The sequence below is a fragment of the Scatolibacter rhodanostii genome, from assembly GCF_900197595.1.
Lineage (GTDB): Bacteria > Bacillota > Clostridia > Oscillospirales > Acutalibacteraceae > Scatolibacter > Scatolibacter rhodanostii.
Map to the genome: position 1 here is coordinate 84,919 of NZ_FZLO01000006.1, position 13,502 is coordinate 98,420.

Annotated in this window: 16 protein-coding genes; 4 read left to right on the forward strand and 12 right to left on the reverse strand. The window is 40.7% G+C overall.

Annotation, left to right across the window (positions count from 1 at the left end; all coding sequences use genetic code 11):
* Positions 1–23 precede the first annotated feature (23 nt).
* From CS931_RS11310 to CS931_RS11350, 9 genes are all read right to left on the reverse strand, one after another.
* A complete protein-coding gene (locus tag CS931_RS11310; protein ID WP_099205998.1) occupies positions 24–563 on the reverse strand; it encodes a hypothetical protein in 540 nt (179 codons plus the stop codon).
* A gap of 1 nt (position 564) precedes the next feature.
* Complete coding sequence (locus CS931_RS11315) at positions 565–1,194, reverse strand: lysophospholipid acyltransferase family protein (RefSeq protein WP_099205999.1); 630 nt, start codon at positions 1,192–1,194, stop codon at positions 565–567.
* 30 nt (positions 1,195–1,224) lie between these two features.
* A complete protein-coding gene (gene cmk, locus CS931_RS11320) occupies positions 1,225–1,902 on the reverse strand; it encodes a (d)CMP kinase (RefSeq protein WP_099206000.1) in 678 nt (225 codons plus the stop codon).
* A gap of 108 nt (positions 1,903–2,010) precedes the next feature.
* Positions 2,011–3,243, reverse strand: a complete 1,233-nt coding sequence (locus tag CS931_RS11325; RefSeq protein WP_099206001.1) for a BaiN/RdsA family NAD(P)/FAD-dependent oxidoreductase — start codon at positions 3,241–3,243, stop codon at positions 2,011–2,013.
* On the reverse strand, positions 3,233–4,114 hold the full coding sequence (locus tag CS931_RS11330; RefSeq protein ID WP_099206002.1) for a MurR/RpiR family transcriptional regulator: 882 nt from the start codon (positions 4,112–4,114) through the stop codon (positions 3,233–3,235). Before CS931_RS11330 ends, CS931_RS11325 begins: the two co-directional genes overlap by 11 nt.
* A 255-nt stretch (positions 4,115–4,369) precedes the next feature.
* Positions 4,370–4,933 (reverse strand): hypothetical protein, encoded by a 564-nt coding sequence (locus CS931_RS11335; protein WP_099206003.1) that lies wholly within the window; start codon positions 4,931–4,933, stop codon positions 4,370–4,372.
* A gap of 86 nt (positions 4,934–5,019) precedes the next feature.
* Positions 5,020–5,655, reverse strand: a complete 636-nt coding sequence (locus tag CS931_RS11340) for a J domain-containing protein (RefSeq protein WP_099206004.1) — start codon at positions 5,653–5,655, stop codon at positions 5,020–5,022.
* 82 nt (positions 5,656–5,737) lie between these two features.
* On the reverse strand, positions 5,738–6,664 hold the full coding sequence (locus CS931_RS11345; RefSeq protein ID WP_099206005.1) for a DUF5685 family protein: 927 nt from the start codon (positions 6,662–6,664) through the stop codon (positions 5,738–5,740).
* A gap of 288 nt (positions 6,665–6,952) precedes the next feature.
* Positions 6,953–7,582, reverse strand: coding sequence for a LexA family protein (locus CS931_RS11350; RefSeq protein WP_099206006.1), 630 nt, complete (start codon positions 7,580–7,582; stop codon positions 6,953–6,955).
* 172 nt (positions 7,583–7,754) lie between these two features.
* On the opposite strand from CS931_RS11350, the gene CS931_RS11355 reads away from it, so the two are divergent.
* From CS931_RS11355 to CS931_RS12835, 4 genes are read left to right on the forward strand one after another with little or no spacing between them, the layout of a single operon-like run.
* Positions 7,755–8,000: a helix-turn-helix domain-containing protein gene (locus CS931_RS11355; protein WP_159459822.1), complete on the forward strand. Its 246-nt coding sequence runs from the start codon at positions 7,755–7,757 to the stop codon at positions 7,998–8,000.
* A 28-nt stretch (positions 8,001–8,028) separates the two neighbouring features.
* Positions 8,029–8,259, forward strand: coding sequence for a hypothetical protein (locus CS931_RS11360; RefSeq protein ID WP_306341545.1), 231 nt, complete (start codon positions 8,029–8,031; stop codon positions 8,257–8,259).
* A gap of 12 nt (positions 8,260–8,271) precedes the next feature.
* Positions 8,272–8,526 (forward strand): phage holin, encoded by a 255-nt coding sequence (locus CS931_RS11365; RefSeq protein WP_099206008.1) that lies wholly within the window; start codon positions 8,272–8,274, stop codon positions 8,524–8,526.
* Positions 8,526–9,650: a LysM peptidoglycan-binding domain-containing protein gene (locus CS931_RS12835; protein WP_099206010.1), complete on the forward strand. Its 1,125-nt coding sequence runs from the start codon at positions 8,526–8,528 to the stop codon at positions 9,648–9,650. The genes CS931_RS11365 and CS931_RS12835 overlap by 1 nt, the downstream gene beginning before the upstream one ends.
* A 103-nt stretch (positions 9,651–9,753) precedes the next feature.
* Here the strand turns inward: CS931_RS12835 and CS931_RS11375 are convergent, their stop codons facing one another.
* The 3 genes from CS931_RS11375 to CS931_RS11385 form a co-directional block, all read right to left on the reverse strand.
* Positions 9,754–10,740: a glycoside hydrolase family 130 protein gene (locus tag CS931_RS11375; RefSeq protein WP_099206012.1), complete on the reverse strand. Its 987-nt coding sequence runs from the start codon at positions 10,738–10,740 to the stop codon at positions 9,754–9,756.
* 419 nt (positions 10,741–11,159) lie between these two features.
* Positions 11,160–11,555, reverse strand: a complete 396-nt coding sequence (locus tag CS931_RS11380; protein WP_099206014.1) for a bacteriohemerythrin — start codon at positions 11,553–11,555, stop codon at positions 11,160–11,162.
* A gap of 175 nt (positions 11,556–11,730) precedes the next feature.
* Positions 11,731–13,497, reverse strand: coding sequence for a phosphoenolpyruvate carboxykinase (GTP) (locus CS931_RS11385; protein WP_099206016.1), 1,767 nt, complete (start codon positions 13,495–13,497; stop codon positions 11,731–11,733).
* Positions 13,498–13,502: the final 5 nt, after the last annotated feature.

The window sequence follows — 13,502 nt, forward strand, 5'->3', positions numbered from 1 at the left end:
TCTTTTGTTGCACTCTTTTTTATCTACCGACTAAGAATTACCCAGATTAAATCTTTATAATCTGTGTTAAAGGTAAAAGTTGCATACATCTCTTTTGCTTCATCATGATATGTGTAAGCTTTAATCTTTTGCTCTCTGTCGTACCAATAATCATTGTAGTTTTTTCCCAATAACTCAACAACCTTTTGTATGGTTAGATTCTCATTTTCACCTTTTATCGAAAACAAGGCCGTCTTATTCTCAAAGTTATTGGATATTGTTATTTTCTGAATTTGTTTATTCCCATCTGTCTCAAATTGCATTTCCTCAAAGCGATAAACATTCGGCTCTTCGGTAAAGGTATCGGCTGGCAACGGTGTATATTTTTCCAAATCTATTGTATCAATAGAAACACCTATCTCTACGCCCTCAATCTGCACGACGGATAAATCTGTAGAGACTGGTTCTTTGCGGTTGACGGTTTGACCGCTGTCACAAGCCGATAACAGAAAACAAAAAATAATAGTGAATAACAGCCACACCATTGATTTTTTATTCTTGCCCTCTTTTTCAAATATTTTCAATCTATTCGCCTTTCTGCTGCATTTTAATGGCTTCTTCTCGCAGAATTCGAATTTCCTCCATGACTGTGCGGCTTGCGTTTCTCATGGCAAGGCCACTGGAATCTTCCATTCCTAAATCTTCAAATGGCATGGGCTTACCAATGTTAATAATTGTTTTTTGAAAAGCCTTGGGAGGCTTTCCATCTTTGCCGACAATGGCCATCGGCACAATGGTTGCCTTTGTTTCATACGCAAGCAGTGTCACACCGGGCTTGGGTTTTAGTAGTTCACCTGTTTTTGAGCGTGTGCCTTCAATGAAAATACCAACCACATTTTCTTTCTTTAAAAGATCAATTCCCTTTTTAATGGCAGAAACACCGCCCGAGCGTTCCACAGGAAATGCTCCTAGCCCTCTGATAATCCCTGCCAAAAATTTATTTTTAAACAATTCTTGCTTTGCCATAAACCAAACTTGTCTTTTTTGCGTAAGTCCCAAAAATAAGGGGTCTGCATTGGATGTATGATTACTGCACATCAAAAGCTTACCGGTTTGTGGTATATTTTCTTTTCCAACTATCTTATAGCGATAAAGAATCTTAAAGATTGCCGGCACAATGATTTGTGCAAAACGATATAAAGCTGTTTTTTTCATTTGGTCAGACCACCTTTCTTATTGCCAATGTTAATCTTTGGCGTTTTCTCTTTTCTCCTTAATAATCGAAATCATCTTTTGCACGGTTTCTTCTTTCGTGCTACTGGATGTGTCAACTAAAATGGAGTCTTCTGCAGGCCTGAGTGGTGCGATTTCACGATTAGAATCTCGCTCATCCCGCTCACGAATATCGCTGAGCACTGCGGCAGGGTCAGGCTTCATGCCGGCTTCCTCCATTTGCGCAATGCGACGTTTAGCACGTTCTTCTGCAGAAGCCGTTAAAAAGATTTTTATCTGCGCATGGGGCAATACCACCGTGCCAATATCGCGACCATCCATAATGACATGATTTTCCTGCGCTATCTTACGCTGTATCTCTAACAAAAAGTCTCTGACAGTAGGCACAGCCGCAACAACAGATGCTGTTTTCGTGATTTCGGGAGTACGAAGCAGCTCAGTGACATCCCGATTACCCAAAAACATTCTCTGTTCTCCGTCAACCCGCTCTATATTCACTTGAATCTTTGTCAAGGCGCTCTCAATTTGCTCTTCATCATACACATTAATTGCTAACTGCATTAGAGCCACGGCTACCGTTCGATAGATAGCCCCCGTATCTACATAGATAAAACCCAACTCTTCTGCTACAGCACGAGCCACTGAGCTTTTCCCTGCCCCTGAAGGGCCATCAATTGCTACTGCAAACATTTTCTACATCCTTCCTTTCCTTCCGTTATTTTTATATCATTTTTAAGCAATAGCCTTGTTATCTTTACGACTAATCAAGACTTATTTTGTTTCTATTTGTCAAGTGGATTATAAATAAGAACCGGCTAAATGTCCTGTTGCAAAGGCAATTTGCAGATTGAATCCACCTGTATAGGCGTCAACATCCATCACTTCACCGGCAAAAAAGAGTCCTGCAATCAATTTTGATTCCATCGTCTTAGGCGAGATTTCTTTAACCGAAACACCGCCAGACGTTACGATGGCTTCATTTAAAGGTCTAAAGCTTTGTACTTGAACCGTAAAATGTTTCAATAAATGCCCTAAAGCAAGTCTTTCTTCTCTTGTCACGGAGTGACAGCGCTTTTCCGGGTCAATTCCTGATTTTTCAACGATAACAGGAATCAATTTCTGCGGCAAAAGTTTTTCTAAGCTATTCATAAACTGCTTGTTCTTAGTTTCTTCAAAGTCACGCAAAATTCTCTCATCTAATTTTTTGTCATCCAAGGCAGGCTTTAAATCAATTTCGACGGCATAACGGCCGCTAGCCATCTGCCGCATATGAGCCGATGCACTCAAGATGGTCGGCCCTGAAAGCCCAAAATGCGTAAACAGCAGTTCCCCAAAGTCTTCATAGATAACTTTTTTCTTTTCCTGATCAATGACTTTCACACCGCTGTTTTTAAGGGATAAACCTTGCAGTTTGGCGCAAGTATCACCTTTTTCAACCAAAGGAATCAAAGACGGCTTCAAAGGCTCTATTGTATGCCCCACCGCTTTAGCGAGTTTTGCACCATCACCATTTGAACCTGTTCCAGGGTAAGAAGCTCCTCCACAGGCAATCAAAACAGATTTTGCTTTGACCACTCCGCTCTGTGTTTTCACACCCACAATGGCCCCATTTTCCACTCGTAAAGACTGCACAGTGTCTCTGTGTATTTCCACTCCATTTTGCTGCGCAAATTTCTCAAGTGCATCGGCCACTTCATTCGCTGAATCAGATACAGGAAAAACCCGCCTGCCACGTTCTACTTTCAGCTTTACGCCTAAGTTTTCAAAAAAGTGCATGGTCTCGCTGGAATCAAACTGATTAAGGGCGCTAAAAAGGAACTTGCCGTTTTTTGGCACCGAAGCAATTACCTCTTGTGGTGAACAGTCATTGGTCACATTGCACCGACCTTTTCCGGTAATGCGAAGTTTGCGTCCCGTTTTTGCGTTTTTTTCTATCATTAAAACGGATTTGCCTTGTGCGGCGCATGTACCTGCCGCCATAAGTCCTGCCGGCCCTGCGCCAATTATAATGGCATCATATTCATTCTTCATCGTTTATTTTTTCATCCACTTTCTCGTATACACCGTATTCGTCCCAGATTCTTTCAATCCGGTCAAGCTTTTCCGCTACCTCCGCTTGTTTTTCCATCGCTAAGGCCACAATCAGCGCATTAATTAAGCTAAGTGGTCCTACAAGCGAGTCGACAAAAGAAACCATTTCACTTTTGGCGAGTAGAACATGAGACGCATGTTTAACAAGCGGTGAACTTTCACTATCAGTGATAGCAATCGTCACAGCTCCTAAATTTTGAGCGAAATCCAAAGCTTTAACCGCTTTCTTAGAATATCTCGGGAAGCTCATTGCGATGATGGCATCGTCCTTATCAGCACTAATCATCTGCTGATAAATACGAGCTTCGCCCGTAGCATCAATCAAATGCACATTGTCATAAATCAATTCACAATAATGAGAAAGAAAGGTAGCCAGTGCAAGAGAACTACCTGCTCCCAAAATGTAAACTTTTTTCACGCCGACAAGTGCCTTGACTGCTTCATAGAAAGCTTCTTGATCCATATTCTCTTTGGTTCGTTTGACAATAGCTGAATCTTTATCTAAAACAGCCTCTAAAATTTTCTCTCTGTCAAACTGCTCCATAGACATTCTTAACCGCTGCAAGCTTGTCAGCTTACTGCGAATCATTTCTTGCATCGCTTGCTGCAAAGCAGGGTAGCCTGAATAGCCAATTTCTGTCGCAAAGCGAACCACTGTTGATTCACTGACACCCACTGTCAAACCCAATTTGGCAGCCGTCATAAAGGCCACACGGTCAGGGTATTCTTCTATATATCGAGCAATTTGTTTTTGCCCTTTTGAAAAGGTCGCACTGTACTGATGAATTTTTTCTGAAAGCTGACTATTCATATTTTTTTCCTCGAACTTTATCGTCCTTCTTCAATATAAGCAATCTTGTAGAGTCTGTGGTAGTTTTCTCATCATAAATCGCAAACTTGTTTCACTCCACATAAGCTGCTTAGCTTTATTTTACCGTTTCGTCTTGCAAAAAGCAAGCCATTTCACCTGCCTATTTGTCTTCCTACTCTCTATTTTGCAAGTTAGCTTTTACAAAGCTGTCATTTTTGCAAAAAAAGAGTACAGTCTACACTGCACTCTTTTACACTAAAAGCGAAACATCTTTTTAATTTTGGGTTGAACCACTTTAATATATCTAAAAATTAATCCATCAAACGCCTTATCATAAATAATAAAAACCGCATTCAATAATAGGAAAAGAACAATAACCGTATTTTGTCCAAAGAAAGGAATCTCTTCAATCGGGATATTTAAAAATTTTACAGAGACAAAAACTTCTAGGAACATCGCCGCGTTGAATACCGCTAATTTTGTTATCCACCGTATGACTACATTCTTAATTCTACCCAAAATAGCATATAGGGCAGGATAATAGCCAAAAAACACGATAAAAAACAAGGCGGCTTCTCGATCGGGCACCAACAAAAGAGAAAGTAGTGAACAACCCGCATAAGCTCCGAAAGCCCATTTCACACCTGCTTCTACTACAACCGCAATCAAAAGGCAGCCGGCTAAGGCAGGCAAGGCAATGGTAGCGATGGGAACAATCCCCGTTAAAAAAAGAACCACCACGCAAAGTGCTGCTATTATGCCCGTAAAAGCCATTTTTTGTGCATAGGTTTTACGCATCATATCTGCTCTGTCCCTCATTCCTCTCTTAAGTCACTTTTTCGCAATTTCTCTGTTTTTCTTGTCTGCAAGCTGAAAAAATATAACACAAAATTAAATTTTTACTTTTAACAGCAAGAAATTAAATCTCCGCCCATGCATTCGCAGCAGCAATCGGCCGCCATTAAGCCTGTACAAACATCGCATGAATTACAGCCGTTCACATTTTGATTCATGTTTGGAGAATATCCGCCGTAAGCGCCACTTCTTTGGTTAGATGCTTGGTTCATGGCAGCCGTGTATTCGGCATTGCCCGGATCTCTGCGGCACGCCTCAGCAAAATGCTCACGAGCCTCTTCCAACCAACCCCTGCGATAAAGAACAGAGCCTTTTAGAAAGTACCATTCTGCATTTCTGCTTTGTACCGGTACCCCATTCAGAATTTGCTCTGCATCGGCAAATCTGCCCGCCATAATCAACTGGCGAACATCTCTAAAACCTGAATTACCATCTGTATTGACATAGTTATAACCACCGGTATAGCTTTTACTTTGTGCCTGCTGACTAGTACCTTGCTTCCTTTGGTTAACGACAGTGTCATAAGCTTCGTTGATTTCTTTCATCTTCTCATCTGCCAGTTCTTTTAGCGGACTGTCTGCATACTGGTCGGGGTGATATTTTTTTGCAAGGGTTCGATAGGCCTCTTTTACTTGTTCATCTGTTGCATTGGGTGCAACCCCCAAAACTTTATACGGATCTGTCATATTAGGTCCTTCCCTTTCTCTTTTTCCATGGCGCGTTCTCTAAAATAAATTTATTTTAATGGCAATAAACTACGTGTTTAATTTAATGAGGCTCTTTTTTGCGTTTCCTGTCTTTAACATGCAGAAAAAGAATCTCTTTCTGTACTTGCGGCAAGCCCTTTTGCACGATGTTTTCAATAATTGGTGCAAACTGTTGAAACGAAATGAGATTAATAGCTGGCAATAGGTTTGCTAAATTGGCGTTAAGTGCTTCATTGCAAAAAGTTTCGGCTTTCTGGCGAACCTCACCTGAAAAAGCTTCTGATTGCTTTTTGCCGACATAGCTCTGCAGTGACAATTTCTGAACCAAGGGATTAAAGCTTCCGGATTTTAAATCATCTGCCAAATCATCTGAGGCATCCATTAAATAAACCCAACGCCCAAGAAAATACCCAAATTGCTTAAGCGGCACAGCAAGCATTTTATCACCGTGTCCTAGTTCTTCCATGAGCAGAGCAAGCATATTAGCCGTAGGTTCACAACAAGCATCTAACGATGGATTTTCAGTTGCCTCTATCTCTGCTTGATCTTTCATTGCGGAGGAGACAATTTCTGCCATGTCGGGGTACTGCGCTTTTGCCTTTTTATATTTTTGACTTAAATAAGGCAACCCCATTCTGGACACCACTGACTTGGAAAAGCTATCATCCTCTATATTATCATAAAATTTGTAATAAGTCATCATAATGGAAAGAGCGGCTGCTTTTTCATATTCTGTCCCGGATGAAGCAATAAATTTGCATTTTTTTGCTGGATTCACCGTGCAGTGCTTTTCTTTGGCAGGGACAGCACTACCGTTCACAGCAATAGCTACCAATGCATATAACGTCGCATCATAACTCAGTGTAAATCTGGTGCCAACACCTAAGCTGTCGCCTAACACACGGCAAAGCTGACAGTAAACCGCCTTATATTCTTCATATTCTCGCACCAACAATTCTGATTTTAAAGGACGTATATACCCAAACATGTTCTTTCCCTTTCTTGTTTATTATTTTACCTGATTGCAAGAAAAACTTATTGAACAGCCTGTAAATTTTTTATGCAGTGATTCTTACAAAATTAAAACGAATTTATGATAACAAAATAAATACTCCGCTGTTGGCATAAAACAGCGAAGTCTCCTTAATTTTATATCTCTACAAAGCTTCGAAGCTTTAAAGCATGTCTGCACACAAAGACCTTCTACTCCATATCATGGTTTACAAAGGCTTTTCGTAAAGCTTTTGTTTAAATTCTTACCCCAATATTGTCATTTTTAAAATCTTTTTCGCAGCTCAATCACTTTCCCGACCACACTAATGGATATTTCTTTTAAATTGTAAATTTGTGGGTGGTGTTCAGGATTATCGGATTGAGGCGATAAAATCACGGTATCTCCTTGGCGATTAAACCGTTTAACAGTAGCTTCATCCCCGTTCACTAAGACGACAGCAACTTCACCATTTTCGACAACTGGTTGTTTGTGTACAACAATGATATCTCCTTCATTGATTCCGAGCGCATTCATGCTGTCACCACGGGCACGCAAACCAAAATATTCTCCATCTTCTTCAAAATCACTGGCAATATAGCCTTCAATGTCTTCTGCGGCATACATGGGCATTCCACAAGAAACTTTGCCCAGCAGTGGCATTCTGTTTTGAGGATGATAGGGCACTAAACCGGCTTTTTCCCAGTCTTGTTCTTCAGAACTTCGGGGGTCCAAATCCCCTAATGTACAGTCCATGACCTTTATTAGCGCACTAATCGTCGCCATATTTGGGTTTTTTGTAATACCGGCACTTATTTTCTTTATAGTGCTTAGCGGAACTCCTGATTTTTCTGACAATTCACTGATTGTCATTCCTCTAGCCTTACGGATGTCATTTAGTTTTTCTATCATCATATGAATCGCCCCCTACGCGCATTATAAACCTTTGTTCTGTTATCGTCAAGCAATTTGTTCTTTAAAAGGAACTTTTCTTCCTTTTTACTTGACAAGTTCCTTTTATGGTACTAAAATTGACTTTATAAAGTTCCTTTTAAGGTTCTTAAATATGCAAATTGAGGTGGTCACCATGACTCCATTAGGAGAAAAAATCAGAAGTAAACGAATGAACCAAAATATGACACAAAAAATATTATCTGAAAAATCGGGAATTTCTCTTAAGATGCTGCGTAATTATGAACTTGGCCGCAATGAACCCGGTGCTGCTGCCTTAAGCTGGTTAGCACTTACACTCGGCGTTTCTGCCGATTGGTTGCTTGGCATTGAGGTTCATCAGCACCACGCTGAGCATTCGCCGAAACTTCTGACGAAATAAACCGCTGGCGAATGATTTGTGTGAGGAGGTGACCCCCATAGACAGCAATGTTATTGTCGCTATTCTATCCTGCGCCGGAACCATTATTGGTTCAGCCTTTGGTGTATTTGCCAGCCAAAAACTGACTCGCCACCGCATAGAACAGCTTGAGAAAAAAGTTGACAAACACAATCAACTAATTGAACGAACCGCCATTTTAGAAGAAAAGGTGAAAGTCATTAATCACAGAATTGACGGCCTTGAGCATACTATAAAATAAGGAGAGATGTGTATGAAAGACAACAAAATTTCTGCCGGCACCATTGCGCGCACTGCGTGCTTATTGCTCGCATTGATTAATCAAATTCTTGTTATGTTTGACAAAAGTCCCCTTTCTTTGGGAGATGAAACAATTACCGCTCTTGTTAGTACGGCTGCCACCATCGTAACTTCTATCATAGCTTGGTGGAAAAACAACAGCATTACGGCTCCTGCCATTGAAGCGGACAAACTTATGCATAACTTGAAAGACAAGGAGGCAACTTAATGTCACAAACTTTTGGAGTTGACATTTCCTATGCAAACGGCGATGTGGACTTTCACGCTTTAAAAGCGGCCGGTGTAAAATTTGTAATTTTGCGCTGCGGCTATGGTAATGATATGGCTCACCAAGATGATGCCCAATATTTTGCCAATCTAGAGAAATGTAAAATTCACAATATGCCTTATGGCGTCTATCTATATTCTTATGCTAGAAATGTTGAAATGGCTAAAAGTGAAGCCGCTCACACTTTACGACTGCTTAAAAATACCAACCCACAATATGGTGTTTGGTACGACTTAGAAGATAAAATTTTGCCGTCTGGCGAAGTTTTGATTGATATGGCCGTCACCTATTGCGACATTATTAAAGAAGCGGGCTATTATGCTGGCATTTATGCCAATTTATATTGGTTTAATGTAAAATTGAATGACAGCCGTCTTAATCAATATGGCAGATGGGTGGCTCAGTGGAGCAACGCCAACACCTATGAAAAAACGTTTGATATTTGGCAATTCACTGATTCTTATCAAATTGGAGGAAAAGGATTTGACGGCAACTATGCCTATAAAGACTTTCTATCGGGTACTCCTGAAACGCCCGGCAAACCAACTTCACCTCCTATCAAAGAGCCAGCGCCCTCTGCAACAGACACCTATGTTGTCCAATCAGGAGATACACTAGGTGGCATTGCTGAAAAACATGGCACAACCTACCAAAAACTGGCTGAAATAAACGGTATATCCAATCCCAACCTTATCTACACAGGTCAAGTCATTAAGCTCACTGCTTCGACTTCTCCTGCTGTGCCTACTACTCCCTCAGCTTCTGAAAATTATGTTGTACAGTCCGGCGATACCCTAGGAGGTATTGCTGCTAAATACGGTACGACTTACCAAAAACTTGCCGAGATAAATGGTCTCGCTAATCCCAATTTAATTTATCCGGGTCAAGTCATCAAAATTTCAGGAACTGCTTCTGCTGCACCAAATAACTACACCGTACAATCGGGTGACACCCTCTCCGGTATTGCTTCAAAATATAACACAACCTATCAAAAACTGGCCGAAATAAACGGCATATCCAATCCCAACTTGATTTACGTTGGTCAAGTGATTCGACTCTCGTAAATCATCCTATTCTTTATGTTAGAATGAAAAGGAAATCACCCTGCTTCAAATGAAGTAGGGTGATTTCCTTTTTATTTTTTAAGTTGTTATGCTTATACGCAAATTAATCGACTTTCATGGGATATTTACGGATATAGCTCAAAATCTCATCTACTGTTGTGAAGGCAAGACCTGTAACGGTATCAGCTGCACCATAATAAATGGAAATTCTACCTGTGGGAGCATCTGTTAAGCAAGCGCAAGGGAATGTAACGTTAGGCACATCACCTGTCAACTCATAAGATTCTTCCGGTCCAAAGATATAGAAATTGCCACGCTCTTTTACAATCCAAGGTTTCTCTATATCGAGAAGAGCGGCGCCAAAGCGATAAACAAAGCCATTGCAAGAATTCAACACGCCGTGATAAATCATCAGCCAGCCTTCATCTGTTTCAATCGGTGTGGGTCCAGGACCAACTTTTTTAGCCTGCCAGCCTGCTGCTGTGCCAAACATATAGCGGTGTTTGCCCCAATGTGTTAAGTCTGGGCTTTCGCTATAGAAAACATCGCCAAATGGGGTGTGACCTGTGTCACTAGGACGGCTCATCATCGCAAATTTGCCGTTAATTTTTCTTGGGAACAAAACGCCATTACGGTTGTATGGCAAAAAGGCATTTTCAAGCTGATAGAAAGTCTTAAAATCAAAAGTATAACCTACACCAATGGTTGGACCATGGTAACCATTACACCAAGTGATGTAATAACGGTCATCAATAAAGCAAACGCGAGGATCATAACGATATTCTTTACGTGTTACCTCTTCATCACCCTCAAATACGATTGGGTCATGATTGATATTCCAATGAATACCATCTTCACTGAATCCAGCAAATATATCCATCTGCACAGCTAGGTTATCACAACGGAACACACCTGCATAAGCATCGCCAAATTCTACAACAGCAGAGTTGAAAATACTGTTTGATGTTGGAATTGCATCTCTTTTAATGACTGGATTTGCATCATAGCGCCAAACTGGCTTAAGATACCCCTCTGGTTTGTCTTGCCACGGCATGTTGGCATGCGCTGGTTTTCCAATAATTTTTGCCATTTTGTCTCCCTCTTTCCTTTGCTATCTCAATACAACAGGTTTTCTTTGCCACCTATTTGAGCATTTTTTATTATTATAGTGTTAAACCAAATAAAAAGCAATGCCCTCACACCACTTTTGTGCAAAATATAAGATATTTTCTAAATTTTTATGGTCTTTTGCACTATTCAATTTTACTTTTGCATAATCTTAAAACACAAACTCTGTCTAATTTTGCCTAATTTAAGTTTATTCGCTAAAAAAATCACCTGATTGTCATCGTGTATTCCAGTCATTCAAAAAAGAGCCGACATTTGCAGTTGCAATGCTTATAAAACTTTGGGTTCTCTCTTAAATCTTACAACATCGAACGTTTTTCGTGCTCATAAGATTTTTGATAGGCTAGAAATCTGATACCAATCAGGTTATCTTTTCTTATTTTATTTTGTTTTTACAAACTGTCCTATTTTCTTGTCCATATTGGATATGTGCTGTGTTAACCAATCCACTACCATTTTATTGGCATTTAGAATCACCATCAAATTTCCGCCAGAAGAATTAAAATCGCTTTTTAGTTTTGCGAGCTGAGCGATAAAAAGTATATGAGCCTTTTTTTGCTCTTCATATCCAGGATACTGAATACTCAGCATATATTTCTCTTCATCTGCAAAATGTTTTTTTGTATAGCTATCCAGAAACTCTAACAGCTCTCCTATATATTCCTTGGCTTGATGATTTTTTCCGGCTTCAAATAGTTTTTCAGCTTTTTCAAACCAAGTTTTGTGCTGCTCATCAATTTCATTTACACCAACCGATAAATTTTGTGTCCACGGCATAATTTTCCCTCCACGCAATGATTATTAATTCTTATATTACAACAGTTTTATTGTGATTACAATAAATAACCTCTATTTTTTTACATTGGACTAATAATTTTGTTTAAATAACACAAAAACGGTGCGGACAAGAAGTCCACACCGTCTTATTGATTCTATTCATCTAACAATAGAATTATTTCACATTGTTTCTCAGTGTTTCAAGCTGGTTATGAAGCTCTTCCGGTAATCTGTCTCCAAATTTCTTGTAGAATTCTTCAATACCTTCTGCTTCTTTTGCCCACTGCTCATTACTGACTTCCAAAATTGGTTGAAGCTCATCAACGCCAAAGTCTTTTAGACCTTCTAGGTTGAGATCTTCTGCTTTCGGCACAAAGCCAATAGCAGTTTCATTTGCTTCTACTTTGCCTTCAACACGGTTGATAATCCAATCCAATACACGGAAGTTATCACCGAATCCAGGCCAAATGAAGTGGCCTTCGTCATCAAGACGGAACCAGTTGGTGTTGAAAATTTTCGGTGCTTTATCACCGAGTTTTTCACCCATTTCGAGCCAATGTGCGAAATAATCGCCCATATGATAGCCACAGAAAGGAAGCATAGCCATAGGATCACGACGAACGACACCAACAGCGCCAGCAGCGGCAGCGGTTGTTTCAGAAGCCATGATTGAACCTACAAACACACCGTTGTTCCAATCTTTTGACTGATAAACCAGCGGAGTGGTTTGTGCACGGCGTCCGCCAAAGATAATAGCAGAAATCGGCACGCCTTCTGGATTTTCAAACTCGCTGCTGATGCAAGGACAATTGATTGCCGGAGCAGTAAAGCGGCTGTTTGGATGAGCACCTTTTTCATCGGATTCTTTTCCGTTCCAAGGTTCACCTTTCCAGTTGATTGCATTGGTCGGCGGATTTTTATCCAAGCCTTCCCACCATACTGTGTTATCATCCAAGTTTTGTACAACATTGGTGAAAATAGTGCCTTTTTTGGTAGAAGCCAAAGCATTTGGGTTTGATTTCTCATTTGTACCCGGTGCAACACCGAAGAAACCGGCTTCTGGGTTAATGGCATATAGTCTGCCGTCTTTTCCGATACGCATCCAAGCAATATCATCACCGACTGTCCAAACTTTGTAGCCGGCTTTTGTATAGCCTTCTGGCGGAATCAGCATAGCAAGGTTGGTTTTACCACAAGCTGATGGGAATGCGGCGCTGACGTATTTAACTTCGCCCTGCGGATTCTCGATACCAAGAATCAACATATGCTCAGCCATCCAGCTTTCATTTTTGCCCTGATAAGAAGCAATACGCAGTGCAAAGCATTTTTTGCCCAGCAAAACATTGCCGCCGTAACCAGAGTTTACGCTGATGATATAGTTGTCTTCTGGGAAATGGCAAATGTAACGTTTTTCTGCATCGATATCGCAGCGGCTGTGCAGACCTTTAACCCAGTCTGTGCTGTCGCCCAAAACATCCAAAACAGCTTTGCCGATACGAGCCATGATGGCCATGTTGAGTACAACATAGATAGAGTCAGTTACTTCTAAACCAATTTTGGCAAGAGGTGAACCAACAGGTCCCATAGAATAAGGGATTACATACATGGTTCTGCCCTTCATGCTGCCTCTTGCGATATCAAACAGCATTTTATAGGCTTCCTGAGGATCTTTCCAGTGGTTGGTAGGACCAGCATCTTTTTCATCTTTAGAGCAGATAAACGTTCTGTCTTCCACACGAGCAACGTCATTGACAGCCGTTCTGTGTAGATAACAACCCGGCAATTTCTCCTCATTCAATTTAATGAGTTCACCGCTTTCACAAGCTTCTTTGCGCAAAGCTTCGAGTTGCTCCTCAGAACCATCAATCCAAACGATTTGGTCAGGTTGAAGCAATTCCTTCATTTCATCAATCCAGCTTAAAACAGTCTTATTATTGGTCATTCCTT

Coding starts and splice junctions, on each gene's coding strand:
- CS931_RS11315 (WP_099205999.1), bottom strand. CDS start 1,194: ATGAAAAAAACAGCTTTATATCGTTTTGCACAAATCATTGTGCCGGCA.
- cmk (WP_099206000.1), bottom strand. CDS start 1,902: ATGTTTGCAGTAGCAATTGATGGCCCTTCAGGGGCAGGGAAAAGCTCA.
- CS931_RS11325 (WP_099206001.1), bottom strand. CDS start 3,243: ATGAAGAATGAATATGATGCCATTATAATTGGCGCAGGGCCGGCAGGA.
- CS931_RS11330 (WP_099206002.1), bottom strand. CDS start 4,114: ATGAATAGTCAGCTTTCAGAAAAAATTCATCAGTACAGTGCGACCTTT.
- CS931_RS11335 (WP_099206003.1), bottom strand. CDS start 4,933: ATGAGGGACAGAGCAGATATGATGCGTAAAACCTATGCACAAAAAATG.
- CS931_RS11340 (WP_099206004.1), bottom strand. CDS start 5,655: ATGACAGATCCGTATAAAGTTTTGGGGGTTGCACCCAATGCAACAGAT.
- CS931_RS11345 (WP_099206005.1), bottom strand. CDS start 6,664: ATGTTTGGGTATATACGTCCTTTAAAATCAGAATTGTTGGTGCGAGAA.
- CS931_RS11350 (WP_099206006.1), bottom strand. CDS start 7,582: ATGATGATAGAAAAACTAAATGACATCCGTAAGGCTAGAGGAATGACA.
- CS931_RS11355 (WP_159459822.1), top strand. CDS start 7,755: ATGACTCCATTAGGAGAAAAAATCAGAAGTAAACGAATGAACCAAAAT.
- CS931_RS11365 (WP_099206008.1), top strand. CDS start 8,272: ATGAAAGACAACAAAATTTCTGCCGGCACCATTGCGCGCACTGCGTGC.
- CS931_RS12835 (WP_099206010.1), top strand. CDS start 8,526: ATGTCACAAACTTTTGGAGTTGACATTTCCTATGCAAACGGCGATGTG.
- CS931_RS11375 (WP_099206012.1), bottom strand. CDS start 10,740: ATGGCAAAAATTATTGGAAAACCAGCGCATGCCAACATGCCGTGGCAA.
- CS931_RS11380 (WP_099206014.1), bottom strand. CDS start 11,555: ATGCCGTGGACACAAAATTTATCGGTTGGTGTAAATGAAATTGATGAG.
- CS931_RS11385 (WP_099206016.1), bottom strand. CDS start 13,497: ATGACCAATAATAAGACTGTTTTAAGCTGGATTGATGAAATGAAGGAA.